This is a genomic window from Nonomuraea rosea (assembly GCF_039539705.1).
Taxonomy (GTDB): domain Bacteria; phylum Actinomycetota; class Actinomycetes; order Streptosporangiales; family Streptosporangiaceae; genus Nonomuraea; species Nonomuraea rosea.
This window is the reverse complement of record NZ_BAABDQ010000001.1, coordinates 496,512-518,062: the sequence shown is the minus strand read 5'-3', so window position 1 is coordinate 518,062 and position 21,551 is coordinate 496,512. Positions and strand designations below refer to the sequence as shown.

The following is a 21,551-nucleotide window of genomic DNA, read 5'->3' as shown; positions in this document are numbered from 1 at the left end:
GAACGCACTGACATGGCTAAGACGATCAAGGGCGTCCTGGGCAAGAAGCTCGGCATGACCCAGGTCTTCGACGCGGACAACCGGATGGTTCCGGTGACCGTGGTGGAGGCCGGTCCGTGCGTGGTGACCAGGGTCCGCACCGCAGAGAAGGACGGCTACACCGCCGTCCAGCTCGGCTTCGGGCAGGTCGACCCCCGGAAGGTCAACAAGCCGCTCGGCGACTACCTGCGTAAGCACGACATCACCCCGCGCCGTTACTTCGCGGAGATCCGCACCGACGACGCGAGCGACTACACCCTCGGCCAGGAGCTGCTGGCCGACACCTTCGAAGCCGGCCAGTTCGTCGATGTGACGGGCAAGAGCAAGGGCAAGGGCTTCGCCGGTGTCATGAAGCGGCACGGCTTCAAGGGTCTGGGCGCGTCGCACGGTACGCAGCGCAAGCACCGCTCGCCGGGTTCCATCGGTGGCTGCGCCACCCCGGGCCGCGTATTCAAGGGTCTGCGCATGGCTGGCCGGATGGGTAACGTCCGCACCACCGTGCAGAGCCTCAAGGTTCACTCCGTGGACGTCGAGAACGGTCTCATCCTGATCAAGGGTGCGATCCCCGGCGCCAACGGCAGCCTGGTCCTCGTCCGCACCGCTGCCAAGAAGGGGGCTGCGAAGTGACAAGCATTGACGTCCTCGACGCCAGCGGTGCCAAGGCCGGCACAGTTGACCTGCCGGAGGACATCTTCGGTACGAAGGTCAACGTCCCGCTGATCCACCAGGTGGTCGTGGCCCAGCTCGCCGCTCGCCGGCAGGGCACCCACAAGGCCAAGACCCGTGGTGAGGTCTCCGGCGGCGGCAAGAAGCCGTACCGGCAGAAGGGCACCGGCCGCGCCCGTCAGGGCTCGACCCGTGCGCCGCAGTTCACCGGCGGTGGCGTCGTCCACGGCCCGGTGCCGCGCGACTACTCGCAGCGCACGCCCAAGAAGATGAAGTCCGCCGCTCTCCGCGGCGCGCTCTCTGACCGGGCCGGCGGCGGTCGCATCCACGTGGTCAGCTCGCTGGTCGCGGGGGAGACCCCCAAGACCAAGACTGCCCTCGAGGCTCTGCGTAAGATCACCCAGGCTCCGCGCGTTCTCCTCGTCGTCGACGAGGCCGACGAGCTGACCTGGATGAGCCTGCGCAACGCCCCGGAGGTCCACCTGCTGGACGCCGGGCAGCTCAACACCTACGACGTGCTCGTGCACGACGACGTGGTCTTCACCCAGGAGGCGTACGACCAGACCGTCGCTCGCTTGAGCCAGGGCGGGAAGGAAGACGCCTGATGGAGAAGATCGCCGACCCGCGCGACATCATCATCAAGCCGGTCGTCTCTGAGAAGAGCTACGGCCTGATCGATGAGAACAACAAGTACACGTTCCTGGTGAAGAAGACTGCGAACAAGACTCAGGTCAAGATCGCTGTTGAGCAGATCTTCGGGGTCAAGGTCACCAGCGTGAACACCATCAACCGGACGGGCAAGCGCAAGCGCACCCGTACCGGTTACGGCAAGCGTCCCGACACCAAGCGCGCGATTGTGAGCCTGGTCGAAGGCGATCGGATCGACATCTTCGGTCAGATCGGCTGAACCCTTCCGCGGGGGGCTCCGCCCCCCGCGATCCTCTCTGCGCCGCCTTCCGGCGGTCAGGGATCAAGGGCTTCACGCTTCGCACGAATTTAGAAGTACCTCGGAATTCTCCGGATTCCTTGGTCGACGAAGGATGAACGAAAAAGATGGGCATCCGTAAGTACAAGCCGACGACTCCGGGTCGCCGCGGGTCGAGTGTCTCGGACTTCTCCGAGATCACCCGCAGCACCCCCGAGAAGTCGCTGCTTGCACCCCTTCACAGCAAGGGCGGCCGGAACGTACACGGCCGAGTCACCGCACGCCACCAGGGCGGCGGTCATAAGCGCGCCTACCGGATCATCGATTTCCGTAGGCATGACAAGGACGGCATCCCGGCGAAGGTCGCTCACATCGAGTACGACCCCAACCGCACCGCCAATATCGCTCTGCTCCACTACGCCGACGGCGAGAAGCGCTACATCATCGCGCCGACGGGCCTCAAGCAGGGCGACCGCATCGAGAACGGCCCCGGCGCCGACATCAAGCCGGGCAACTGCCTGCCGCTGCGTAACATCCCGACCGGTACCTTCATCCACGCGGTGGAGCTCCGTCCGGGCGGTGGCGCCAAGCTCGGCCGTTCCGCGGGCGCCCAGATCCAGCTGCTCGCCAAGGAGGGCACCTACGCCACGCTGCGTATGCCGTCCGGCGAAATGCGCATGGTGGACGTGCGCTGCCGGGCCTCTGTGGGTCAGGTCGGCAATGCCGAGCAGGCCAACATCAACTGGGGCAAGGCCGGCCGTATGCGGTGGAAGGGCAAGCGCCCGACCGTCCGTGGTGTCGCCATGAACCCCGTGGACCACCCGCACGGTGGTGGTGAGGGCAAGACCTCCGGTGGTCGCCACCCGGTGAACCCGAAGGGTAAGCCCGAGGGCCGCACCCGCCAGGCCAACAAGTCCAGCGACCGGCTGATCATCCGTCGTCGGAGCAAGAGGAAGAAGCGGTAGGAGCAGCCGATATGCCACGTAGCCTTAAGAAGGGTCCCTTCGTGGACGACCACCTTCAGAAGAAGGTCGAAGTCCAGAACGAGAAGGGCACCAAGACCGTCATCAAGACGTGGTCGCGGCGCTCCATGATCGTGCCCGACATGCTCGGTCACACGATCGCCGTGCACGACGGCCGTAAGCACGTCCCGGTGTTCGTCACCGAGTCGATGATCGGCCACAAGCTTGGAGAGTTCGCCCCCACGCGGACCTTCCGCAGCCACGTCAAGGACGACCGGCGCAGCCGGCGATAGACGCCTTCAGAAGCAGTTAAGAGGAGTAAGCGATGGAAGCCAGGGCTCAGGCGCGGTTCGTCCGTGTCACGCCCCTCAAGGCCCGCCGCGTGGTGGACCTTATTCGCGGGCTGCCCGCTTCGGAGGCGCAGGCCGTGCTGCAGTTCGCTCCCCAGTCGGCGAGCGAGCCGATCTACAAAGTGCTGAGCAGCGCCATGGCGAACGCTGAGCACAACTTCGATCTCGACCCCAGCTCGCTCGTCGTGAGCCGCGCGTGGGTCGACGAGGGCCCGACGCTGAAGCGGTTCCGTCCGCGTGCACAGGGTCGCGCCTATCGGATCAACAAGCGGACGAGCCACATCACCGTGATCGTGGAGTCCCGCGAGCCGAAGGGAAGGACCCGATAGTGGGCCAGAAGGTTAACCCGCACGGGTTCCGCCTCGGCATCACGACCGACTTCAAGAGCCGGTGGTACGCCGACAAGCTGTACAAGTCGTACGTCGCCGAAGACGTGTCGATCCGCCGCATGCTGCAGAAGGGCATGGAGCGGGCCGGCATCTCCAAGGTCGAGATCGAGCGCACGACGGACCGCGTGCAGGTGGACATCCACACCGCGCGTCCCGGCATCGTGATCGGCCGTCGTGGCGCCGAGGCGGACCGTATCCGTGGCGACCTGGAGAAGCTGACCAAGAAGCAGGTTCAGCTCAACATTCTCGAGGTCAAGAACCCGGAGATCGACGCGCAGCTCGTCGCGCAGGGCGTTGCCGAGCAGCTGTCCAGCCGTGTCTCGTTCCGCCGCGCCATGCGTAAGGCGATGCAGTCCGCCATGAAGTCCGGCGCCAAGGGCATCCGTGTCCAGTGCTCCGGTCGTCTCGGCGGCGCTGAGATGTCGCGGTCGGAGTTCTACCGTGAGGGCCGTGTGCCGCTGCACACCCTTCGCGCGGACATCGACTACGGCTTCTACGAGGCCCGTACGACCTTCGGCCGCATCGGCGTGAAGGTCTGGATCTACAAGGGCGAGGCCCCCACCAGCCGCGCCGAGCGCGAGGCGGCTGCCGCCGGTGCTCGCGCCGGCCAGCGTCGTGACCGCGACGACCGTCGCGGTGGCGGCGGTGGCGGCGGCGGCGACCGTCCCCGTCGTGGTGGCGGCGGCGACCGTCCCCGTCGTGGTGGCGGTGGCGGCGGCCGTGGTGACCGCGCCCCCCGCACTGAGGCCGCCTCCCAGGCGGCCCCCGAGACCGGCCCGGCTGCGCAGCCGGGTGCTGAAGGGAGCTGACCATGCTGATCCCGCGCAGGGTCAAGCACCGCAAGCAGCACCGGCCTGACCGCAGCGGAGCCGCCAAGGGCGGCACCAGGGTCGTGTTCGGCGAGTTCGGCATTCAGGCGATTGAGCACTCCTACGTGACCAACCGCCAGATCGAGTCCGCTCGTATCGCCATGACCCGTCACATCCGCCGTGGCGGCAAGGTGTGGATCAACATCTACCCCGACCGTCCCCTCACCAAGAAGCCCGCCGAGACCCGCATGGGTTCCGGTAAGGGTTCTCCGGAGTGGTGGATCGCCAACGTCAAGCCCGGACGCGTGATGTTCGAGCTGTCCGGCGTGGCGGAGTCGGTCGCGCGTGAGGCCCTCACCAGGGCGATTCACAAGCTGCCGATGAAGTGCAAGATCGTTAAGCGTGAAGTGGGTGAGGCGTGATGGCTAAGGGCCTGACCGCCGGCGAGCTGCGGGTGGAGGACCAGGACACCCTGGTCCAGAAGCTCAAGGAGGCCAAGGAGGAGCTGTTCAACCTTCGCTTCCAGTCAGCGACCGGTCAGTTGGAGAGCCACGGGCGGCTGCGTGCCGTCCGCCGCGAGATCGCCCGTATCTACACCGTGATGCGCGAGCGTGAGCTCGGCATCGTCACGGTCGAGAAGGAGACGAGCGATGGCTGAGACTGAGACCACCACCGAGACCACCACTGAGACCCAGGACGAGACCGGGCGGAACTTCCGCAAGGTCCGCGAAGGGCTCGTCGTCAGCGACAAGATGGACAAGACCGTCGTCGTCGCCGTCGAGGACCGCGTCAAGCACCGTCTGTACGGCAAGGTCATCCGCCGTACGACCAAGTACAAGGCGCACGACGAGGCCAACGCCTGTGGCGTCGGCGACCGCGTGCTGCTGATGGAGACCCGCCCCCTCTCCGCCACCAAGCGGTGGAGGGTCGTGGAGATCCTCGAGAAGGCCAAGTAAGGCTTCTCGGCTATACCGCGCCTCGTGGGGGTCTCAGGGCCCCCATGACGGCGTCCAAGGACGCGAGGTCCGACAGGGCCTCGCGTCGCCTGCGGTGCGGCCACGGAGGGTGTGAGCCTTCTCGGGGTTGTAGCCGGGGGAACAAGACAACTATGGGTTCCGCCAGGCTCAGAGATTGAGAACCGGCGCGACTAACAGGAGTAACAGTGATCCAGCAGGAGTCGCGGCTCAAGGTCGCCGACAACACGGGCGCGAAGGAGATCCTTTGCATCCGTGTTCTCGGTGGCTCGGGCCGACGCTACGCCGGTATCGGTGACATCATCGTCGCCACAGTCAAGGACGCGCTGCCCGGCAGCACCGGCGTCAAGAAGGGCGATGTGGTCAAGGCCGTCATCGTCCGCACGGTCAAGGAGCGCCGCCGGCCCGACGGCTCCTACATCCGCTTCGACGAGAACGCCGCCGTCATCATCAAGGACAGCGGTGACCCTCGTGGCACTCGTATCTTCGGCCCGGTCGGCCGCGAGCTGCGCGACAAGAAGTTCATGCGCATCATCTCGCTCGCCCCGGAGGTGCTGTAATGCCGAAGCTGCATGTGAAGAAGGGCGACCTGGTTCAGGTCGTCGCCGGTAAGGACAAGGGTGCCAAGGGTCACGTGATCGCCACGTTCCCGCGCGAGGACCGCGTGGTGGTCGAGGGCGTCAACATGATCAAGAAGCACACCAAGGAGACCCACCAGGGCCCGCGCGGCGCCAAGACCGGCGGCGTGCAGAGCATGGAGGCTTCCATTCACGTGTCCAACGTGAAGAAGCTCAAGGAAGACAAGCCCGCCGCCAAGAAGCCCGCCGACGAGAAGGCCGACGAGCAGAAGGCCGACGAGACGGGTGAGGACAGCTGATGACTGCCACGACCACTGAGACCGAGCGCCCGACGCCGCGACTCAAGACGAAGTACCGCGAGGAGATCGCGGCTCAGCTTCGCGAGCAGTTCGGCATCGAGAACGTCATGCAGATCCCGGCCCTGACCAAGATCAAGGTCAACATGGGTGTCGGCGAGGCGGCTCGTGACTCCAAGCTCATCGAAGGCGCCGTTCGCGACCTCACCGTGATCACCGGCCAGAAGCCGGCCGTCGTCCGGGCCCGCAAGTCCATCGCCCAGTTCAAGCTGCGTGAGGGCATGCCGATCGGCGCGCACGTCACGCTGCGCGGCGACCGGATGTGGGAGTTCCTGGACCGGCTGCTGGCACTGGCGCTGCCCCGTATCAGGGACTTCCGCGGTCTGTCGCCGAAGCAGTTCGACGGCAACGGCAACTACACGTTCGGTCTGACCGAGCAGGTCATGTTCCACGAGGTCGACCAGGACAAGGTCGACCGGCCGCGGGGCATGGACATCACGATCGTGACCACCGCGAAGAACGACGACCAGGGCCGGGCGCTGCTGAAGCTCCTCGGGTTCCCCTTCAAGGAGGCCTAAACCGATGGCGAAGAAGTCGCTGATCGCCAAGGCGGGGCGCAAGCAGAAGTTCGAGGTCCGGGCCTACACGCGGTGCACGCGTTGCGGGCGTCCGCGCGCCGTCTACAAGAAGTTCGGGCTCTGCCGCGTGTGCTTCCGTGAGATGGCGCACCGGGGCGAGCTGCCCGGCATCACCAAGTCGAGCTGGTAGATAGCCTTGGGGGCGGCTGCGCGCCGCCTCTGAGCTCCAGCCGTACATATATCCAGAAATGACCCGGGCGCTCTCCTGAGCGCCCATGACCGCGCCGAAGGTCCACCGGTAGAGCAGCTTTCCATTGATTTGGGCTTCACCGACTGGAAACCGCGGCGAGGAAGGCCACTGGCCATGACGATGACCGACCCGATCGCAGACATGCTCACGCGTCTGCGAAATGCGAACTCGGCGTACCACGACAGCGTGACGATGCCGTACTCGAAGATCAAGGCGCACATCGCCGAGATCCTCCAGCAGGAGGGTTACATCCAGGCTTGGACCGTCGAAGACGCCAAGGTTGGCAAGAACCTCGTGGTGGAGCTCAAGTTCGGCCCCACCCGTGAGCGCTCGCTCGCGGGCGTGCGCCGGGTTTCCAAGCCCGGTCTGCGGGTTTATGCGAAGAAGGACAATCTGCCTCGAGTCCTGGGCGGGCTGGGCGTCGCGATCATCTCGACGTCCGCCGGTCTCATGACCGACAAGCAGGCCGGCAAGCGTGGTGTGGGCGGGGAAGTCCTCGCCTACGTCTGGTAGAGGGGAGGAACACAGCATGTCGAGAATCGGACGGCTGCCCATCCCTGTGCCGAGCGGCGTAGACATCACGATCGACGGCCGGGATGTCCAGGTCAAGGGCCCGAAGGGCACGCTTTCTCACAAGGTCGCCGAGCCCATCGCGGTTGCGCGTGACGAGGACGGCACCATCGCCGTCTCCCGGCCCAACGACGAGAACAAGGTCCGTGCGCTGCACGGCCTGTCCAGGACGCTCATCGCCAACATGGTGCAGGGCGTCACCCAGGGTTACTCCAAGACCCTGGAGATCGTCGGCGTCGGTTACCGCGTTCAGGCCAAGGGCCCGACGCAGCTGGAGTTCGCTCTGGGCTTCAGTCACCCGGTCATCGTCGACGCCCCCGAGGGCGTTTCCTTCCGAGTCGAGAAGCCGACCCTGTTCCACGTGGACGGCATCGACAAGCAGAAGGTCGGCGAGGTCGCGGCCAACATCCGCAAGTTGCGTAAGCCTGACCCGTACAAGGGCAAGGGCGTGCGTTACCAAGGCGAACAAATCCGCCGCAAGGTCGGAAAGGCTGGTAAGTAGGCATGGCTCCCAAGACTGCGTTCAGCAAGCACACGGCTGCCCGCACCGTCTCGCGGGCCCGCCGCCACCGCCGCGTCCGCAAGAACGTCGTCGGCACGACCTCGCGTCCGCGCCTGGTCGTCAACCGTTCGACTCGTCACCTGTTCGTCCAGATCGTGGACGACACCGTCGGCCACACGCTGGTGAGCGCGTCCACCATGGACCCCTCGCTGCGCACGCTGGAGGCGGACAAGACGGAGAAGGCCAAGAAGGTCGGCGAGCTCCTCGCTCAGCGGGCCAAGGAAGCCGGGATCACGGCGGTCGTGTTCGACCGCGGTGGCAACCGCTACGCCGGTCGCATCGCGGCCCTGGCGGACAGCGCCCGCGAAGGCGGGCTCGAGTTCTGATGGCAACTGAGAAGAGGAACCACTGATGGCTGCAGCTCCGCGTCGCGGTGGCGGCACCGGTGGCGAGCGGCGTGACCGTCGTGACGATCGCCGCGGTGGCGCCGCCGACAAGGGCGTCTCGTACATCGAGCGCGTAGTGAAGATCAACCGAGTGGCCAAGGTCGTGAAGGGTGGTCGTCGCTTCAGCTTCACCGCCCTCGTCATCGTCGGTGACGGCAACGGCATGGTCGGCGTCGGCTACGGCAAGGCCAAGGAAGTCCCCGCGGCCATCGCCAAGGGCGTCGAAGAGGCGAAGAAGCACTTCTTCAAGGTGCCTCGGATCCAGGGCACCATCCCGCACACCGTGCAGGGCGAGGAGGCGGCCGGTGTCGTCTTCCTCCGTCCGGCATCGGCCGGTACCGGCGTCATCGCCGGCGGCCCGGTGCGCGCGGTCCTGGAGTGCGCGGGCATCCACGACGTGCTGTCCAAGTCGCTCGGCTCGGACAACCCGATCAACATCGTGCACGCCACTGTGGCGGCTCTGAAGGGCCTTTCCCGCCCCGAGGAGATCGCCGCCCGCCGTGGCCTGCCGATCGAGGACGTGGCTCCGGCCCGGATGCTCAAGGCTCAGCGCGAGGGCATCGCCGAGGCTGCTGCCGCGAAGGCGGTGAGCTAGTCATGGCGCGTTTGAAGATCACTCAAACTCGCTCGAAGATCGGCGGCAAGCAGAACCAGCGTGACTCGCTGCGTTCTCTTGGCCTGAAGCGAATCGGCGACGTCGTCGTCAAGGAGGACCGGCCCGAGATTCGCGGCATGGTCTCCGTGGTGACGCACCTCGTCGAGGTGGAAGAGGTCGACTAGTCATGACTGACAAGGCTCCGCTCAAGATTCACGACCTGCGGCCTGCCCCTGGCGCCAACAAGTCCAAGGTCCGTAAGGGCCGTGGCGAGGCGTCCAAGGGCAAGACCTCCGGTCGCGGCACCAAGGGCAGCCACGCCCGTACGACGGTTCCTCTCGGTTTCGAGGGTGGACAGGTGCCGCTGCAGAGGCGTCTGCCGAAGCTCAAGGGCTTCTCCAACGCGCTCTTCAAGACGACCTACCAGGTCGTCAACCTGGACAGGATCGGCGAGCTGTTCCCCGACGGTGGCGAGGTCACCGTCGAGACGCTGGTCGCCAAGGGTGCTGTCCGCAAGAACCAGCTCGTCAAGGTGCTCGGCACCGGCGAGATCTCCGTTGCGGTGAACGTGCAGGCGCATGCCTTCTCGTCCGCGGCGAAGGAGAAGATCGCCGCAGCCGGTGGTTCCGTTACCGAGCTGTAAGAGCTATTACGCGGCGTGGGGGCTTTGACAAATGCCCCCACGCCCGTAGTGCGTTAGAGTTCGCGAGACGGCAGGCATCTGCTCGGCTCGTCAGACCCAAGACTTAGATGGCAGATCCCCGCACCATCGCCATACTCACACCGCCGTAAAGGCGCGCAGGAGGGACCGTGCTGACCGCGTTTACCCGGGCGTTCCGGACACCGGACCTGCGCAAAAAGTTGCTCTTCACCCTGGGCATCATCGCGCTTTTCCGTCTCGGCTCGGTTCTTCCGACTCCGGGAGTTCACGTCCAGAACCTCGCGGCCTGTTTCGATCAGGCCCGTAACGGAGCCGCCGGCAACATCTACGGGATGGTGCAGCTTTTCAGCGGTGGTGCGCTCCTGAAGCTGTCGGTGTTCGCGCTGGGCATCATGCCGTACATCACCGCGAGCATCATTCTGCAACTGCTCGTCGTGGTGATTCCACGACTTGAGGCGCTGAAGAAGGAAGGTCAGGCCGGTCAGACCAAGATCACGCAGTATACGCGTTATCTGACCATCGGCCTCGCCATCCTCCAGTCGACCGCCTTCATCGCTCTGGCCCGCACCGGCCAGCTCTTCCCCAACTGCCAGCAGGACGTGCTGCTCGACCCCGACAACATCTTCGGCATCGTCACGATGGTGATCATCATGACCGCCGGAACGTCGGTCATCATGTGGCTCGGTGAGCTCATCACCGACCGCGGCGTCGGCAACGGCATGTCCATCCTGATTTTCACCCAGGTCGTCGCAGTCTTCCCCTCCGAGCTCACCAACATCTTCCAGGCGAACAAGTTCACCTTCTCGGTCGTCTTGGTGGTCGGCATCTTCATGGTCGCCGCGGTGGTCTTCGTCGAGCAGGCTCAGCGGCGCATCCCCGTCCAGTACGCGAAGCGGATGGTCGGCCGCAGGATGTACGGAGGCACGTCCACCTACATCCCGCTCAAGGTCAACCAGGCCGGCATCATCCCGGTCATCTTCGCCTCTTCGCTGCTCTACCTGCCGCAGCTCATCACCTCGCTGTTCCAGTCCACGGACAACGCGGTGATCCGCTGGATCTCCCAGAACCTGGCCACGGGTGACACCCCGATCTACATGGCCACGTTCTTCCTGCTGATCATCTTCTTCACGTACTTCTACGTGTCGATTACGTTCAACCCCGCTGAAGTCGCCGACAACATGAAGAAGTACGGTGGGTTCATTCCGGGCATCCGTCCCGGCCGTCCGACGGCTGAATACCTGAACTTCGTGCTCACTCGTCTGACCGCGCCGGGCTCGCTCTATCTGGGTCTCATCTCCATGGTCCCGATCGTCGCGCTCGCGGTGTCCGGTGCGAGCCAGAACTTCCCGTTCGGAGGGACGAGTATCCTGATCATGGTAGGCGTCGGCCTGGACACGGTTAAGCAGATCGAGAGCCAGCTGCAGCAGCGTAACTACGAAGGTTTCCTGCGGTAGTGCGTCTCGTTCTGGTCGGGCCCCCCGGAGCGGGTAAGGGGACACAGGCCCAGTACATCGCATCGAACCTGTCCATCCCGAAGATCTCGACAGGTGACATATTCCGTGCCAACGTCTCGGGCGGCACGGACCTTGGCAAGCTGGCCAAGACGTACATGGACCGTGGCGACCTGGTGCCCGACGAGGTCACCATCGCCATGGTCCGCGACCGTCTCGGCGAGGACGACGCGCAGGACGGCTTCCTGCTCGACGGCTTCCCGAGGAACGTCGCGCAGGCCGAGATCCTGCGCGACATGCTCAAGGACTGGGGCCAGGCGCTCGATTCGGTGCTCGAGCTGGTCGTCGATGACGACGAGGTGGTCAGGCGGCTGGCCGGGCGGCGTACGTGCAGCCAGTGCGGCCGCATCTGGCATGTGGAGTTCGACGACAAGAAGGACGACAAATGCGACGCGTGCGGGGGCGCGCTGTTCCAGCGTGACGACGACAAGGAAGAGACCGTCAGGCACCGCCTGGAGGTCTACCAGGAGCAGACGGCGCCGCTCGTGTCCTACTACGCCGACGAGGACATCCTCGTCGGGGTGGACGCGACCGGCCCGGTCGAAGAGGTCACTCAGCGGGCCATGGAGGCGATCCGCCCGTTCATGGGCTAGCTGCAGCACGACCGATTTGCGGAGGTGGCACGGGTTTCCGTGCCACCTCGCGGCTATTGTGGGGGGAATTGGGCCCCCATCGTGGCCCGTTGAGACCCTGGGGGGCAAAAGTGTTCAAACGCAACAGGCACGGAATCCAGATCAAGTCAGCCGAGCAGCTCGACATGATGCGGGCGGCCGGCTTGGTGGTCGGGCGCACGCTCGATCTGCTCAAGCGCTCGGTCGAGCCCGGCATGACGCCGCTCGACCTCGACGTCATCGCCGAGAAGGCGATCCGGGACGAGGGTGCGATTCCGTCGTTCAAGGGCTACCAGGGCTTTCCGGCGACGATCTGCGCGTCGGTCAACGACGAGGTCGTGCACGGCATCCCGACGAACGCCCGCAAGCTGCGTGAGGGCGACATCATCTCGATCGACTGCGGCGCGATCCTGGAGGGCTGGCACGGCGACTCGGCCGTCACCGTCCCGGTCGGCGAGGTCGACGCGAAGCTGACGGAGCTGATGCGGATCACGGAGGAGGCCATGTGGCGCGGCATCGCCGCGCTGAGCATCGGCCGCCACCTGTCGGACATCGGCTACGAGGTGGAGCGGTACGTCAAGTCGCAGGGCCGCTTCGGCATCCCGCCCGAGTACGGCGGCCACGGCATCGGCACCGAGATGCACATGGACCCGTGGATCGCCAACCACGGCAAGCCCGGCAGGGGCCCGTTGCTGGAAGAGGGCATGTGCCTGGCGGTCGAGCCCATGGTCAACCTGGGCACGGAGCGTACGCGCGTGCTGACCGACGACTGGACCGTGGTGACGATCGACGGGAAGCCGTCCGCACACTTCGAACACAGCGTCGCGGTGACACATAATGGTCCTTGGGTGCTTACCGCCCTAGATGGTGGCAAAGAGCGCCTGGCCCAACTGCAGAACTAGGCGGGAGTAGATGCGGGATGGCGAACAGCCCCGAGATGCGAGCCTCCGACGTCGACCGGGACCGGGTCGCCGCCATCCTTCGAGAGCACGCCGCGCAGGGCCGCATCACGATGGAGGAGTTCAACGAGCGGCTCGAGAACGTCTACGCCAGCAAGACCTACGGTGAGCTGGCCAAGGTGACGGTGGACCTGCCTGACGTGGACCTGCGCCATCGCCCGGCCAAAGTGGCGTCGTCCACGCCCGCGCCGCAAGGCGGGCTGCATCCCGGCATGCGGGCGGCATGGGGCGCCTGGGCCGCGGCGAGCGGCATCAACTGGGTGATCTGGCTGATCGTGAGCCTCACGTCGGGCGACCTGATCTACCCCTGGCCGCTGTGGGTCATGGGCCCCTGGGGCGTGATCCTGCTGATGAGCACCATCTTCGGGAACGGCCAGCCGAAGCGCGGATAGCGTTTGTGCACTTGTGCACTGTGTGCATTCGTGCGCAGTCCGGATATGCCCGGATCCCTAACGTGAGGGTTATCCCGAACACCACTCACGGAGGAAACCACATGCGCAAGGTCCTTGCAGCCGCCGCATTCGCCGGCTCGATCGCCATCACCGGTCTCGCCGTCGCCCCCGCCGCGCAGGCGGCCACCACCCAGTCCGCCGCTCAGACCGCCGCGCAGACGGCCACTTCGATGGGCAACTGGGGCAAGTACTACTCCAGCAACCACAAGGCCTACACCTACGGCAAGACCTGGAAGAAGAACGGCAAGGTCTACACCCACTGGTACGGCAAGGAGTACACGCCGAAGAAGGGCTACGTCTGGTTCCGTTACGAGTACGGCAACGGAAGCACCGGCAAGCGCTTCTACTCCTGGAACGGCTCCTACAACTCGACCTGGAGCCAGAAGGGCATCAAGAAGCTGTACACCTACACCTGCTGGGGCGGCAAGTACAAGTACTGCGGCTCGGTCCACCGCATCTACTAAGAGCCCACTCCCAGGAAGGCCCGCCGGGATCTCTCCCCTGGCGGGTCTTCCGCTGTGTGCGGGCCTGTGGGGGCGCGGCACCGGTCTGGGCGGCGGTGAACGTGGGGTAGACTCTTACATGGTTGTGTCAGGACACCTGGCACGCGTTTCGCGTTTTTGGCTCAGGTGTCGTACACTCCTTAGTCGGCTCACTATGACTATCGCGCGTCGGCGGCCATTGCGGTTGCCGCTCTCTTCGAAGCGTGAGGTCGCGGCTGCTTAGTGGACCGAAGCCTCAGACGATCGATCAGTGAAACGCGAGGAATTTTGGCCAAGAAAGACGGCGCCATCGAGATCGAGGGCACTGTGGTCGAGTCGCTCCCGAACGCCATGTTCCGGGTGCAGCTCGACAACGGCCATAAGGTCCTGGCCCACATCAGCGGACGGATGCGGATGCACTACATCCGGATCCTTCCTGACGACCGGGTAGTCGTTGAACTGAGCCCCTACGACCTCAGTCGTGGGCGGATCGTCTACCGATACAAGTAAGACGTCTGAGGAACACGAAGGACAATGAAGGTAAAGCCGAGCGTTAAGAAGATCTGCGACAAGTGCAAGGTGATTCGCCGGCACGGTCGCGTCATGGTGATCTGCGACAACCTGCGCCACAAGCAGCGTCAGGGCTAGTCGCCGCAAGGCTCCTCCGAGTCCGCCCCAGCAGGGAGCGGGCTCGACGCATGAGGAGCCTGAGTCAGTAATCGCGTTTCACACCTGAGCAGGCGGGGCTTTCCACGGAAAGACCCGAACCTCCCAGGCGACCCCCGGTCGGAGGCCGGGGCCCTCACCCCGGGCATGGGGAGGGGTAGTGAGGCGCAAGACCTCCGCCACAACGAAGGAGAATGCCCGACCATGGCTCGCCTGGTTGGCGTCGACCTCCCCCGCGAAAAGCGGCTGGAGATCGCTCTCACCTACATTTTCGGAATCGGCCGCACCCGCGCCCAGGAGATCCTCGAGGCCACCGGTGTCAGTGGTGACCTCCGGGTCCACCAGCTCAGCGACACCGAGCTCGTCCCGATGCGTGACTACATCGAGGCGAACTTCAAGATCGAGGGTGACCTGCGCCGCGAGGTTCAGGCCGACATTCGTCGCAAGATCGAGATCGGTTGCTACCAGGGCATCCGGCACCGCAAGGGCCTGCCCGTGCACGGTCAGCGCACGCAGACCAACGCGCGCACCCGTAAGGGCAAGAAGAAGACCGTCGCCGGCAAGAAGAAGCCCGGTAAGAAGTAGTCCACGCAGCCGCGGGACCGAACACCTCAGGAGTGAAGGCAAACAATGCCTCCTAAGAGCCGCCAGGGTGCGCCCAAGAAGGTGCGCCGCAAGGAAAAGAAGAACGTCGCTCATGGGCACGCCCACATCAAGAGCACGTTCAACAACACGATCGTCTCGATCACGGACCCGCTCGGGAACGTGATTTCCTGGGCCAGCGCCGGCCACGTGGGTTTCAAGGGCTCCCGTAAGTCCACCCCGTTCGCCGCTCAGATGGCCGCCGAGAACGCTGCTCGCCGCGCCATGGAGCACGGCATGCGCAAGGTCGACGTCTTCGTCAAGGGTCCCGGCTCCGGCCGTGAGACCGCGATCCGCTCGCTGCAGGCCACCGGCCTCGAAGTGGGCTCGATCCAGGACGTCACCCCGGTGCCGCACAACGGCTGCCGTCCGCCCAAGCGCCGCCGCGTCTGAATCCCAGGAGAAATTGAGAAATGGCTCGTTACACGGGCGCGGACTGCAAGCTCTGCCGTCGCGAGAAGACCAAGCTCTTCCTCAAGGGCAGCAAGTGCGAGTCCGCCAAGTGCCCCATTGAGATCCGTCCTTACCCCCCGGGTGAGCACGGTCGCGGACGCCCCAAGGAGTCCGAGTACCAGCTTCAGCTTCGCGAGAAGCAGAAGACCCGCCGCATCTACGGCGTCCTCGAGAAGCAGTTCCACAACTACTACGAGGAGGCCGCGGGCAAGAGCGGCAAGTCGGGTGAGGTGCTGCTCCAGATCCTGGAGAGCCGTCTCGACAACGTCGTCTACCGCGCCGGTTTCGCGCAGTCGCGTGACGCCGCTCGCCAGCAGGTCCGTCACGGGCACATCCTGGTGAACGGCAAGAAGGTGGACATCCCGTCCTACCGCGTTCGCGAGCACGACATCATCGAGGTCCGCGAGACCAAGCGCAACCTGCTGCCCTACGAGGTGGCTCGCGCCACCGCCGGCGACCGCACTGTGCCCCCGTGGCTCGGCGTCGTGCCGGAGAAGCTCCGCATCCTGGTTCACCAGCTGCCGGTTCGCCAGCAGATTGACACCCAGGTCCAGGAGCAGCTCATCGTCGAGTACTACTCGAAGTAAGTAGTCACTCGCGCGGTCCGGGTACAGGCCTCTGTACCCGGGCTAAGCTGTTTATCGGAGTGGCGTCATATAGCGGGCGCCACACGTAAAGGGGAGATCCCGCTCATGCTGATCGCTCAGCGTCCGACTCTTCTCGAAGAGTCGATCGACGACACCCGGTCCCGATTCGTCATCGAGCCGCTGGAGCCGGGCTTCGGCTACACCATCGGCAACTCTCTGCGCCGCACGCTGCTGTCGTCCATTCCGGGCGCGGCCGTGACGAGCATCCGCGTCGAGGGCGTGCTGCACGAGTTCTCGACCGTTCCCGGGGTCAAGGAAGACGTCACCGACATCATCCTCAACCTCAAGGAGCTGGTCGTCTCCTCCGAGCACGACGAGCCGGTCGTGATGTACCTGCGCAAGCAGGGCCCGGGTGAGGTCACCGCCGCCGACATCGCGCCGCCGGCCGGTGTCGAGGTGCACAACCCCGAGCTGCGCATCGCCACGCTCAACGGCAAGGCCAAGCTGGAGATGGAGCTGACCGTCGAGCGCGGTCGCGGCTACGTCTCCGCCGCCCAGAACAAGCAGCCCGGCCAGGAGATCGGCCGTATCCCGATCGACTCGATCTACTCCCCGGTGCTCAAGGTCACCTACAAGGTCGAGGCGACCCGAGTCGAGCAGCGTACCGACTTCGACCGCCTCATCCTCGACGTCGAGACCAAGCCGGCCATGAAGCCCCGCGACGCGGTGGCCTCCGCCGGTAAGACCCTCGTCGAGCTCTTCGGCCTCGCCCGCGAGCTCAACGTCGAGGCCGAGGGCATCGACATCGGCCCGTCGCCGACCGACGCCGCTCTGGCCGCCGACCTGGCGCTGCCGATCGAGGAGCTGAACCTGACCGTTCGCTCCTACAACTGCCTCAAGCGCGAGGGCATCCACACCGTGGGTGAGCTCGTCGCCCGCAGCGAGCAGGACCTTCTCGATATAAGGAATTTCGGCGCCAAGTCGATCGAAGAGGTCAAGCAGAAGCTGCACGAGATGACGCTGGCGCTCAAGGACTCCCCGCCCGGATTCGACCCGAGCGCGGTGGCCGGCGGCGGCTACGACGACGACGACAGCGCGTACGTGGAGACCGAGCAGTACTGAACCCCGCAGGGGGGCTGAGGTCCGTTCCCATGCGTGGCTGACCGGTCGCCGAGCATCCTGCTTGGCCGGCCGGTGCGAAAGTAACGGTGTCGCTTGTGCGATGCCGGCCCGACTCCGGTACCTGGTACGGCCGGGGCGGGTTAACCCACAAGGAGAGATGAAATGCCCAAGCCCACCAAGGGTGCACGTCTTGGCGGCAGCCCGGCGCACGAGCGGCTGATCCTGGCCAACCTGGCCACCGATCTGTTCCGCCATGGCAAGATTCGTACGACGGTGACGAAGGCCAAGCGCCTGCGTCCGCTGGCGGAGCGCCTGATCACCAAGGCGAAGAAGGGCGACATCCACAACCGTCGCCAGGTCCTGACCGTGGTCAAGGACAAGGGCGTCGTGCACCACCTCTTCACCGACATCGCGGTGACGTTCGCCGAGCGGCCCGGTGGTTACACCCGGATCACCAAGATCGGTGCGCGTAAGGGCGACAACGCCCCGATGGCGGTCATCGAGCTGGTGACCGAGCCGCTGGGCGGCGTCACCACCCGCCGTACCGAGGCTCCCGCCGCCGCTGCCGCGCCTGCGCCGGCTGCGGAGGAGACCGAGGCCGCTGAGGCCGCGGAGAGCGCCGAGGAGACCAAGGCAGAGGCCACTGAGGCCGCCGCCGAGGAGACCCCGGCCGCCGAGGCTGAGGCGAAGAAGGACGAGGCCTGATCTTCCAGGCCGGCTGAAACGGGCCCGGATCCCCTCACGGGGGTGCGGGCCCGTTTCACGTTGAGGAGGACCATCGTGGTACGGCTTCGGCTCGACCTCGCGTATGACGGGACCGACTTCTCCGGGTGGGCCCGGCAGCCGGGGCTCCGTACCGTTCAGGGGGAGATCGAGCAGGCGATCGGCAAGATCCTGCGCCTCGGCGGGCCTGCCGTGCTGACCGTGGCCGGGCGTACCGATGCCGGTGTGCACGCGCGCGGGCAGGTCGCGCATGTGGACGTACCCGAGGACTCGCTGGGGGAGCTCGACGGGAACCGGGGGCCGCTGAGCGTCGATGAGCGGCTCTCTGCGCTTGTCAGACGGCTGGGTGGGGTCCTGGCACCCGATGTACGGATTTATCGGGTCTCGGTGGCTCCTGAGGGCTTTGACGCCCGGTTCTCGGCGACGTTCCGGCGCTACGCGTACCGGGTGAGTGACAGGGCGGGCGGGGTCGATCCGCTGCGGCGGCGTGAGGTCGTCTGGCACAACCGGGCCCTCGATCTCGGCGCGCTGAACGCGGCGGCGGCCCGGCTGCTCGGCGAGCACGACTTCGCGGCGTTCTGCAAGAAGCGCGAAGGGGCCACGACGATCAGGGAGCTGCAGCGGCTGGAGTGGGTACGCGAGCGGGACGGGACGCTGGTCGCCACCGTCGTGGCCGACGCGTTCTGCCACTCGATGGTGCGCGCGCTGGTCGGCTCGCTGCTGGCGGTCGGCGACGGCCGGCGGCCGGTGGAGTGGCCGGGCGAGGTGCTGACGCGGGCCGTACGCGACTCCGGGGTGCACGTGGCGCCCGCGCACGGGCTGTGCCTGGAGGAGGTCGGCTATCCGCCGGAGCGGGAGCTCGCCGCGCGGGCCGATGCCACGCGGCGAGTGCGTACGCTGTCAGCCCTTGGTGATGCGGCGCTCGAGGACGAGTGAGGTCTGGTCCCGGAACGCGCCGCTGACCTTGGGCAGCGTCTTCTCCTCGGCCTCAGGGGTGTGGCCGTCGGCGTGGGTGGCGTAGCTGAAGACGATGTAGCGGCCCCACACCAGGCCCGCCGCGTAGCCGCCGGCGATGTGGACGCGCTCGCCGCCCGTGCCGGCCGCGCCCGGAAGCGGGCGGAACCAGACGTTGCGGGTGAGACTCTTCGCCTGGTCGGCGGTCGTCGCCGCGTCCTTGGTCGGCAGCACGGCGATGCCCGTCGTCACGGCGTAGCGGCGCTTGCTGTCGACGTAGGTGGCTCTGAGGACACGGGAGCACTTGTGCTCCTTGAGCGCGTCGGCGAACGCGCCCGTGGCGGCCTTCTCGCACGTCGTCTCGATTGCCGCCTTGACCCTCGTGAACGTCGTGCCCGCCGCGCTCACCTTCTTCTTCGGGAACGCCTCCGACAGTGACAGCTTCTGCGGGTCGGTCTGCTCCGAGTTGAGTACGGAGGCGCCGGGGACCTCGATCGTCGGGGTGACGGCCGGATCGGTGCCCGCCGCCAGGCTGTCCGGCTGGGTGACGGACGTGCTGGGCTGGGCGGCGGCCGTCGTGGGGGTGGGGGTGCTCACGGCCTGCCAGGCGAAGAAGCCGCCGGTGGCCACGCCCGCCAGGGCCAGCGCGCCGAGTGTGACCAGCAGGGCGCGCTTGCTCCTGCCCGGCGGTGCGGGCGGTGGCGGTGGGGTCTGGAACGGCGGTTGCTTGAACGCTCCGGGTGGGAACGCACCGCCGCCGGGGGGTGGCGTGGGGAGTTCCAGCGAGGTGGTGGGTCGCTGGCCCCACGTGTCTCTGGAGAACGGTAGGTCGGGCAGCTTTTCTCCAGAAGAAGTGGGAGTGGGAGTGGGCGGAACGGGGGGCCAGACGGGCACGTCGCCTGGCTCCGGCGGGTTGCCGGAGGGGTTGGCAGGTGGGCTGGCTGCCGGGTTGGTGGGGTGGGGGTCGAACATGGCCGCGAAGTCGTGTCTGGCCGCGACCGGGTCGAAGTAGTGGGCCGGGCGGGTGGCGTCCTGCTCGGACTTCGCGGGGTCGTGGCCGAGGGGCCGGGCGATGTCCTCGTGGGCGAACGGCTGGGTCTCCTCGCGGGGTGGTGCTGCCGGTGGTGCGGTGGGGGCGGGGAGCATGGGGGCGCCGCCGGGGCGAAGGGATCGCGGTAGGGGGGAGCCTGGGCGGGTGGCGTCCTGGTCGCGGCCGTCGTCGTCCTGGGCGTCCTTGTTCTGCGCGTCTTTGTTTCGGGCGTCTTTGGGGCCTTCGGCGCGGCTGTCGTCGTTTCGGGCGGTTTGTTCTCCGGCGGCCCAGGCTTGCTGCTGACCGGCTTGCTGCTGGCCGGCTTCGGGCTTTTCGGTGTTCTGGTCGCTGAGGCCCGGGGCCTTGAGCACGGGGTGGGTGGTGTCCTGCTGCTGGATGGCGTCCGGGTCGAAGAAGTTGGCCGGGCGGGTGAAGCCTTCGGGGTTGGTGGCGTTCGCGTCGAAGGGCGCGTCGAGGGGCGCGTCGAAGGGCGGGTCGAAGGACGCGGCGAAGCGTGCGGCGGTGGTCTCCGGCTCGTCGGCGTCCGGCTCCGCCACGAGCTCGCCGGTGGCGGCCGGCCAGGGCGGCATGGCGTGCGGGTCGGTGACGGGCGCGGGCCATACGGGCATGCCCGCCGCCGCGGCCGTGAACGCCGGGGGCGGCTCCCATGGCGGCGCGCCGGGCACCACCGGCTCGACCGGCCAGGGGGCCGGCGGTCCGTCCGCCTTCTTCGGCCAGGCGGGTGGCTGGTCAGGAGAGTTGGCGGACCAGACGGGCGGCTGGTCCGCCTGGTCCGCCTGGTCCGCCGGGTTCGCCGGCCATGGGGGCGGGGGGCCTTCGTGGGCGTCCCACGGGTGCCGGACCGGCTCGGGGCCGCCCGGTGTGTGCGGCAGCTCGCTCTGGGCGTCCCACGGGTGCCGGACCGGCTCGGGGTCGCCCGGTGTGTGCGGTGGCCCGCTCTGTGCGTCCCACGGGTGCCGAGCCGGTTCGGGGTCGCCCGGTGTGTGCGGTGGCCCGCTCTGTGCGTCCCACGGGTGCCGAGCCGGTTCGGGGTCGCCTGGTGCGTGCCCGCTCTTGGTCTCCCACAGGTGCCGGGGCGACTCGGGGTCGGCTGATGCGTGCGGTGGCCCGCTCTGGGCGGTCGCTGGGTGCGGTGGCCCGCCCTGGGTGGTCGGCGGGTGCTCGGGGAGCGGCTGGTGGGGCGGCGACGGGGCGGCCCACGCGGGGTCGGACAGCGAGCGGCCGACGACTGGGTGGCCGGGCCGGGTGTGGTCGGGCCCGACCAGGTCGGGCCGGACGTCGTCAGCCTGCGGGTGGCCAGGCCGGACGTGGTCGGCCCAGGTGGGGTCGGCCCGGGTGAAGTCGGCCTGGGTCCGGTCTGCCGGGTGGGTGGGCAGGGTGCCGTCGGGCAGGTCGAGGTCGGTTTCCGGGTGGTCGGTGAACCAGTCGTAGGGTGCGGCGTCGTCGTCCGGCAGCTCCCACGCCGGTACGCCGTCCGGCTCGGGCAGGTCGGGCGGCGGTCCCTGGAAGATGGGAACGACCGGCCGCGCCTCGGCGTCGGCCGCCTCGTCCGAGGGAGTCAACGCCGGTGGAACGTCTCGCCCGTTGGTCTGGCCGAAGCTCGGCGGTGGCGTCGCGGGTGCTGCCGAGCCGTCGGCTTCCCTGCGATCGTGCTCAGACCCGGGTTCCTGGCCACGCATAAGGCGAGCCTAGCGAGAGTAGCGAGATCGTTATGTCGGTATGGGCGTTCCCAGGCGCATCCGGCATCC

The 21,551-nt window shown here is 66.9% G+C and carries 34 protein-coding genes; 33 read left to right on the top strand and 1 reads right to left on the bottom strand.

The window, feature by feature from the left end; translation table 11 throughout:
• Window positions 1-12: 12 nt before the first annotated feature.
• The 33 genes from rplC (at window position 13) to truA (ending at window position 18,734) form a co-directional block, all read left to right on the top strand.
• Window positions 13-666: a 50S ribosomal protein L3 gene (gene rplC / locus ABEA43_RS02475; RefSeq protein ID WP_345558151.1), complete on the top strand. Its 654-nt coding sequence runs from the start codon at window positions 13-15 to the stop codon at window positions 664-666.
• Complete coding sequence (gene rplD / locus ABEA43_RS02470; protein WP_345558149.1) at window positions 663-1,310, top strand: 50S ribosomal protein L4; 648 nt, start codon at window positions 663-665, stop codon at window positions 1,308-1,310. Before rplC ends, rplD begins: the two co-directional genes overlap by 4 nt.
• On the top strand, window positions 1,310-1,612 hold the full coding sequence (gene rplW, locus ABEA43_RS02465; RefSeq protein WP_345558147.1) for a 50S ribosomal protein L23: 303 nt from the start codon (window positions 1,310-1,312) through the stop codon (window positions 1,610-1,612). The genes rplD and rplW overlap by 1 nt, the downstream gene beginning before the upstream one ends.
• A gap of 146 nt (window positions 1,613-1,758) precedes the next feature.
• Window positions 1,759-2,595, top strand: a complete 837-nt coding sequence (gene rplB / locus ABEA43_RS02460; RefSeq protein ID WP_345558145.1) for a 50S ribosomal protein L2 — start codon at window positions 1,759-1,761, stop codon at window positions 2,593-2,595.
• A gap of 11 nt (window positions 2,596-2,606) precedes the next feature.
• On the top strand, window positions 2,607-2,885 hold the full coding sequence (gene rpsS, locus ABEA43_RS02455; protein ID WP_345558143.1) for a 30S ribosomal protein S19: 279 nt from the start codon (window positions 2,607-2,609) through the stop codon (window positions 2,883-2,885).
• A 32-nt stretch (window positions 2,886-2,917) separates the two neighbouring features.
• Entirely contained in the window at window positions 2,918-3,271 is a 354-nt protein-coding gene (gene rplV, locus ABEA43_RS02450; RefSeq protein WP_345558141.1) for a 50S ribosomal protein L22, read from the top strand.
• On the top strand, window positions 3,271-4,140 hold the full coding sequence (rpsC, locus tag ABEA43_RS02445; protein WP_345558139.1) for a 30S ribosomal protein S3: 870 nt from the start codon (window positions 3,271-3,273) through the stop codon (window positions 4,138-4,140). The genes rplV and rpsC overlap by 1 nt, the downstream gene beginning before the upstream one ends.
• 2 nt (window positions 4,141-4,142) lie before the next feature.
• On the top strand, window positions 4,143-4,562 hold the full coding sequence (gene rplP, locus ABEA43_RS02440) for a 50S ribosomal protein L16 (RefSeq protein ID WP_106253402.1): 420 nt from the start codon (window positions 4,143-4,145) through the stop codon (window positions 4,560-4,562).
• Window positions 4,562-4,798: a 50S ribosomal protein L29 gene (gene rpmC / locus ABEA43_RS02435; RefSeq protein ID WP_138694754.1), complete on the top strand. Its 237-nt coding sequence runs from the start codon at window positions 4,562-4,564 to the stop codon at window positions 4,796-4,798. The genes rplP and rpmC overlap by 1 nt, the downstream gene beginning before the upstream one ends.
• The gene (rpsQ, locus tag ABEA43_RS02430) at window positions 4,791-5,096 is read left to right on the top strand and encodes a 30S ribosomal protein S17 (protein WP_345558136.1); all 306 of its coding nucleotides are present in this window, start codon (window positions 4,791-4,793) and stop codon (window positions 5,094-5,096) included. Before rpmC ends, rpsQ begins: the two co-directional genes overlap by 8 nt.
• 206 nt (window positions 5,097-5,302) lie before the next feature.
• The gene (gene rplN / locus ABEA43_RS02425) at window positions 5,303-5,674 is read left to right on the top strand and encodes a 50S ribosomal protein L14 (protein WP_106253399.1); all 372 of its coding nucleotides are present in this window, start codon (window positions 5,303-5,305) and stop codon (window positions 5,672-5,674) included.
• Window positions 5,674-5,991, top strand: coding sequence for a 50S ribosomal protein L24 (rplX, locus tag ABEA43_RS02420; RefSeq protein ID WP_425570145.1), 318 nt, complete (start codon window positions 5,674-5,676; stop codon window positions 5,989-5,991). Before rplN ends, rplX begins: the two co-directional genes overlap by 1 nt.
• Window positions 5,991-6,566 carry a 50S ribosomal protein L5 gene (gene rplE / locus ABEA43_RS02415; protein WP_106253395.1) on the top strand — a complete coding sequence of 192 codons (576 nt, stop codon included), beginning with the start codon at window positions 5,991-5,993 and terminating at the stop codon, window positions 6,564-6,566. The genes rplX and rplE overlap by 1 nt, the downstream gene beginning before the upstream one ends.
• Before the next feature lie 4 nt (window positions 6,567-6,570).
• Complete coding sequence (locus ABEA43_RS02410) at window positions 6,571-6,756, top strand: type Z 30S ribosomal protein S14 (RefSeq protein WP_345558132.1); 186 nt, start codon at window positions 6,571-6,573, stop codon at window positions 6,754-6,756.
• A 174-nt stretch (window positions 6,757-6,930) separates the two neighbouring features.
• Window positions 6,931-7,329: a 30S ribosomal protein S8 gene (rpsH, locus tag ABEA43_RS02405; protein ID WP_345558130.1), complete on the top strand. Its 399-nt coding sequence runs from the start codon at window positions 6,931-6,933 to the stop codon at window positions 7,327-7,329.
• 16 nt (window positions 7,330-7,345) lie between these two features.
• Window positions 7,346-7,888 (top strand): 50S ribosomal protein L6, encoded by a 543-nt coding sequence (gene rplF / locus ABEA43_RS02400; protein WP_345558127.1) that lies wholly within the window; start codon window positions 7,346-7,348, stop codon window positions 7,886-7,888.
• A 2-nt stretch (window positions 7,889-7,890) separates the two neighbouring features.
• Window positions 7,891-8,274, top strand: a complete 384-nt coding sequence (gene rplR / locus ABEA43_RS02395) for a 50S ribosomal protein L18 (RefSeq protein ID WP_345558125.1) — start codon at window positions 7,891-7,893, stop codon at window positions 8,272-8,274.
• Between the two features lie 25 nt (window positions 8,275-8,299).
• Entirely contained in the window at window positions 8,300-8,929 is a 630-nt protein-coding gene (rpsE, locus tag ABEA43_RS02390; protein ID WP_345558123.1) for a 30S ribosomal protein S5, read from the top strand.
• Between the two features lie 2 nt (window positions 8,930-8,931).
• A complete protein-coding gene (gene rpmD, locus ABEA43_RS02385) occupies window positions 8,932-9,114 on the top strand; it encodes a 50S ribosomal protein L30 (protein ID WP_262849257.1) in 183 nt (60 codons plus the stop codon).
• Between the two features lie 2 nt (window positions 9,115-9,116).
• On the top strand, window positions 9,117-9,572 hold the full coding sequence (rplO, locus tag ABEA43_RS02380) for a 50S ribosomal protein L15 (RefSeq protein ID WP_345558121.1): 456 nt from the start codon (window positions 9,117-9,119) through the stop codon (window positions 9,570-9,572).
• A gap of 167 nt (window positions 9,573-9,739) precedes the next feature.
• Window positions 9,740-11,044, top strand: a complete 1,305-nt coding sequence (secY, locus tag ABEA43_RS02375) for a preprotein translocase subunit SecY (protein ID WP_345558119.1) — start codon at window positions 9,740-9,742, stop codon at window positions 11,042-11,044.
• The gene (locus ABEA43_RS02370) at window positions 11,044-11,694 is read left to right on the top strand and encodes an adenylate kinase (protein ID WP_345558117.1); all 651 of its coding nucleotides are present in this window, start codon (window positions 11,044-11,046) and stop codon (window positions 11,692-11,694) included. The genes secY and ABEA43_RS02370 overlap by 1 nt, the downstream gene beginning before the upstream one ends.
• A 110-nt stretch (window positions 11,695-11,804) precedes the next feature.
• On the top strand, window positions 11,805-12,614 hold the full coding sequence (gene map / locus ABEA43_RS02365) for a type I methionyl aminopeptidase (protein ID WP_345558115.1): 810 nt from the start codon (window positions 11,805-11,807) through the stop codon (window positions 12,612-12,614).
• Between the two features lie 17 nt (window positions 12,615-12,631).
• Complete coding sequence (locus ABEA43_RS02360; protein WP_345558113.1) at window positions 12,632-13,063, top strand: DUF1707 SHOCT-like domain-containing protein; 432 nt, start codon at window positions 12,632-12,634, stop codon at window positions 13,061-13,063.
• A 101-nt stretch (window positions 13,064-13,164) separates the two neighbouring features.
• Complete coding sequence (locus ABEA43_RS02355; protein WP_345558112.1) at window positions 13,165-13,587, top strand: hypothetical protein; 423 nt, start codon at window positions 13,165-13,167, stop codon at window positions 13,585-13,587.
• A 306-nt stretch (window positions 13,588-13,893) separates the two neighbouring features.
• Complete coding sequence (gene infA, locus ABEA43_RS02350; RefSeq protein ID WP_012887858.1) at window positions 13,894-14,115, top strand: translation initiation factor IF-1; 222 nt, start codon at window positions 13,894-13,896, stop codon at window positions 14,113-14,115.
• Window positions 14,116-14,139: 24 nt separating this feature from the next.
• Window positions 14,140-14,253, top strand: a complete 114-nt coding sequence (gene rpmJ, locus ABEA43_RS02345; RefSeq protein ID WP_003956441.1) for a 50S ribosomal protein L36 — start codon at window positions 14,140-14,142, stop codon at window positions 14,251-14,253.
• Window positions 14,254-14,475: 222 nt separating this feature from the next.
• Entirely contained in the window at window positions 14,476-14,856 is a 381-nt protein-coding gene (gene rpsM / locus ABEA43_RS02340) for a 30S ribosomal protein S13 (protein ID WP_345558110.1), read from the top strand.
• Window positions 14,857-14,901: 45 nt separating this feature from the next.
• Window positions 14,902-15,306 carry a 30S ribosomal protein S11 gene (gene rpsK, locus ABEA43_RS02335; protein ID WP_132337049.1) on the top strand — a complete coding sequence of 135 codons (405 nt, stop codon included), beginning with the start codon at window positions 14,902-14,904 and terminating at the stop codon, window positions 15,304-15,306.
• Window positions 15,307-15,326: 20 nt separating this feature from the next.
• Window positions 15,327-15,953, top strand: a complete 627-nt coding sequence (rpsD, locus tag ABEA43_RS02330; RefSeq protein WP_345558107.1) for a 30S ribosomal protein S4 — start codon at window positions 15,327-15,329, stop codon at window positions 15,951-15,953.
• A 105-nt stretch (window positions 15,954-16,058) separates the two neighbouring features.
• Window positions 16,059-17,075, top strand: a complete 1,017-nt coding sequence (locus ABEA43_RS02325; protein ID WP_345558105.1) for a DNA-directed RNA polymerase subunit alpha — start codon at window positions 16,059-16,061, stop codon at window positions 17,073-17,075.
• Between the two features lie 162 nt (window positions 17,076-17,237).
• On the top strand, window positions 17,238-17,780 hold the full coding sequence (gene rplQ / locus ABEA43_RS02320) for a 50S ribosomal protein L17 (RefSeq protein WP_345558103.1): 543 nt from the start codon (window positions 17,238-17,240) through the stop codon (window positions 17,778-17,780).
• A 75-nt stretch (window positions 17,781-17,855) separates the two neighbouring features.
• Window positions 17,856-18,734 carry a tRNA pseudouridine(38-40) synthase TruA gene (gene truA / locus ABEA43_RS02315; RefSeq protein WP_345558101.1) on the top strand — a complete coding sequence of 293 codons (879 nt, stop codon included), beginning with the start codon at window positions 17,856-17,858 and terminating at the stop codon, window positions 18,732-18,734.
• On the opposite strand, the gene ABEA43_RS02310 is transcribed toward truA, so the two are convergent.
• Entirely contained in the window at window positions 18,699-21,482 is a 2,784-nt protein-coding gene (locus ABEA43_RS02310; protein WP_345558100.1) for a hypothetical protein, read from the bottom strand. The genes truA and ABEA43_RS02310 overlap by 36 nt on opposite strands.
• Window positions 21,483-21,551: the final 69 nt, after the last annotated feature.

Bases quoted from the DNA above. Each gene is read 5' to 3' on its own strand.
- rplC (WP_345558151.1), top strand. From the start codon at position 13: ATGGCTAAGACGATCAAGGGCGTCCTGGGCAAGAAGCTCGGCATGACC.
- rpsS (WP_345558143.1), top strand. From the start codon at position 2,607: ATGCCACGTAGCCTTAAGAAGGGTCCCTTCGTGGACGACCACCTTCAG.
- rpsH (WP_345558130.1), top strand. From the start codon at position 6,931: ATGACGATGACCGACCCGATCGCAGACATGCTCACGCGTCTGCGAAAT.
- rplB (WP_345558145.1), top strand. From the start codon at position 1,759: ATGGGCATCCGTAAGTACAAGCCGACGACTCCGGGTCGCCGCGGGTCG.
- rplF (WP_345558127.1), top strand. From the start codon at position 7,346: ATGTCGAGAATCGGACGGCTGCCCATCCCTGTGCCGAGCGGCGTAGAC.
- rplR (WP_345558125.1), top strand. From the start codon at position 7,891: ATGGCTCCCAAGACTGCGTTCAGCAAGCACACGGCTGCCCGCACCGTC.
- rplO (WP_345558121.1), top strand. From the start codon at position 9,117: ATGACTGACAAGGCTCCGCTCAAGATTCACGACCTGCGGCCTGCCCCT.
- rpsQ (WP_345558136.1), top strand. From the start codon at position 4,791: ATGGCTGAGACTGAGACCACCACCGAGACCACCACTGAGACCCAGGAC.
- rplV (WP_345558141.1), top strand. From the start codon at position 2,918: ATGGAAGCCAGGGCTCAGGCGCGGTTCGTCCGTGTCACGCCCCTCAAG.
- rpsE (WP_345558123.1), top strand. From the start codon at position 8,300: ATGGCTGCAGCTCCGCGTCGCGGTGGCGGCACCGGTGGCGAGCGGCGT.
- rpmJ (WP_003956441.1), top strand. From the start codon at position 14,140: ATGAAGGTAAAGCCGAGCGTTAAGAAGATCTGCGACAAGTGCAAGGTG.
- ABEA43_RS02310 (WP_345558100.1), bottom strand. From the start codon at position 21,482: ATGCGTGGCCAGGAACCCGGGTCTGAGCACGATCGCAGGGAAGCCGAC.
- rplE (WP_106253395.1), top strand. From the start codon at position 5,991: ATGACTGCCACGACCACTGAGACCGAGCGCCCGACGCCGCGACTCAAG.
- rpsK (WP_132337049.1), top strand. From the start codon at position 14,902: ATGCCTCCTAAGAGCCGCCAGGGTGCGCCCAAGAAGGTGCGCCGCAAG.
- rplW (WP_345558147.1), top strand. From the start codon at position 1,310: ATGGAGAAGATCGCCGACCCGCGCGACATCATCATCAAGCCGGTCGTC.
- ABEA43_RS02355 (WP_345558112.1), top strand. From the start codon at position 13,165: ATGCGCAAGGTCCTTGCAGCCGCCGCATTCGCCGGCTCGATCGCCATC.
- rpmD (WP_262849257.1), top strand. From the start codon at position 8,932: ATGGCGCGTTTGAAGATCACTCAAACTCGCTCGAAGATCGGCGGCAAG.
- ABEA43_RS02360 (WP_345558113.1), top strand. From the start codon at position 12,632: ATGGCGAACAGCCCCGAGATGCGAGCCTCCGACGTCGACCGGGACCGG.
- rplP (WP_106253402.1), top strand. From the start codon at position 4,143: ATGCTGATCCCGCGCAGGGTCAAGCACCGCAAGCAGCACCGGCCTGAC.
- rplQ (WP_345558103.1), top strand. From the start codon at position 17,238: ATGCCCAAGCCCACCAAGGGTGCACGTCTTGGCGGCAGCCCGGCGCAC.
- rplX (WP_425570145.1), top strand. From the start codon at position 5,674: ATGCCGAAGCTGCATGTGAAGAAGGGCGACCTGGTTCAGGTCGTCGCC.
- rpmC (WP_138694754.1), top strand. From the start codon at position 4,562: ATGGCTAAGGGCCTGACCGCCGGCGAGCTGCGGGTGGAGGACCAGGAC.
- rpsD (WP_345558107.1), top strand. From the start codon at position 15,327: ATGGCTCGTTACACGGGCGCGGACTGCAAGCTCTGCCGTCGCGAGAAG.
- ABEA43_RS02410 (WP_345558132.1), top strand. From the start codon at position 6,571: ATGGCGAAGAAGTCGCTGATCGCCAAGGCGGGGCGCAAGCAGAAGTTC.
- ABEA43_RS02325 (WP_345558105.1), top strand. From the start codon at position 16,059: ATGCTGATCGCTCAGCGTCCGACTCTTCTCGAAGAGTCGATCGACGAC.
- rpsM (WP_345558110.1), top strand. From the start codon at position 14,476: ATGGCTCGCCTGGTTGGCGTCGACCTCCCCCGCGAAAAGCGGCTGGAG.